The organism is Photorhabdus sp. RW14-46 (genome assembly GCF_963887965.1).
Taxonomy (GTDB): Bacteria; Pseudomonadota; Gammaproteobacteria; order Enterobacterales; family Enterobacteriaceae; genus Photorhabdus; species Photorhabdus laumondii.
Map to the genome: position 1 here is coordinate 1 of NZ_CAWPHH010000118.1, position 609 is coordinate 609.

A 609-nucleotide genomic window follows, 5' to 3' on the forward strand; every position below is an offset into this window, starting at 1 on the left:
CTGACCACTTTGTGGCTCATGACTGGGGTGAAGTCGTAACAAGGTAACCGTAGGGGAACCTGCGGTTGGATCACCTCCTTACCTGAGATAGGTTGAGTGCAGTGCTCACACAGATTGTCTGATGAAAGAAGAGAATAACGTTATCGTGATAGGCTTGTAGCTCAGGTGGTTAGAGCGCACCCCTGATAAGGGTGAGGTCGGTGGTTCAAGTCCACTCAGGCCTACCAACTCTGCTTATCCCTGGGTCTTCCAGACGCTGCGTGACTCATGTGCTCGCGCACACTGCGTTACTCGCGTTGAAATCCCCGGCGGCTAAGCGAGTTGACTGCACAGGCGATGACGGTCTATTTCTGTATGGGGCTATAGCTCAGCTGGGAGAGCGCCTGCCTTGCACGCAGGAGGTCAGCGGTTCGATCCCGCTTAGCTCCACCATATTCAACCTAATTCAGAGTATATTGGCGACAGTATGCTGCGAATTATTTTGCTCTTTAACAATCTGGAACAAGCTGAAAAATTGAAATACTCAATAATATCGCCGAGGTATTGTTGAGGTGTCTCTCAAGCTGAACAGTCCGAGACAGTTTCGGGTTGTGAGGTTAAGCGACTAAG

At 50.4% G+C, this 609-nt stretch carries 2 tRNA genes and 1 rRNA gene; all 3 read left to right on the forward strand.

Annotation, left to right across the window (positions count from 1 at the left end):
- Positions 1-81, forward strand: a 16S ribosomal RNA gene (locus AACQ38_RS23815); the annotation flags it as partial.
- 69 nt (positions 82-150) lie between these two features.
- A tRNA-Ile gene (locus AACQ38_RS23820) sits at positions 151-227 on the forward strand.
- A 129-nt stretch (positions 228-356) separates the two neighbouring features.
- Positions 357-432, forward strand: a tRNA-Ala gene (locus AACQ38_RS23825).
- Positions 433-609 lie beyond the last annotated feature (177 nt).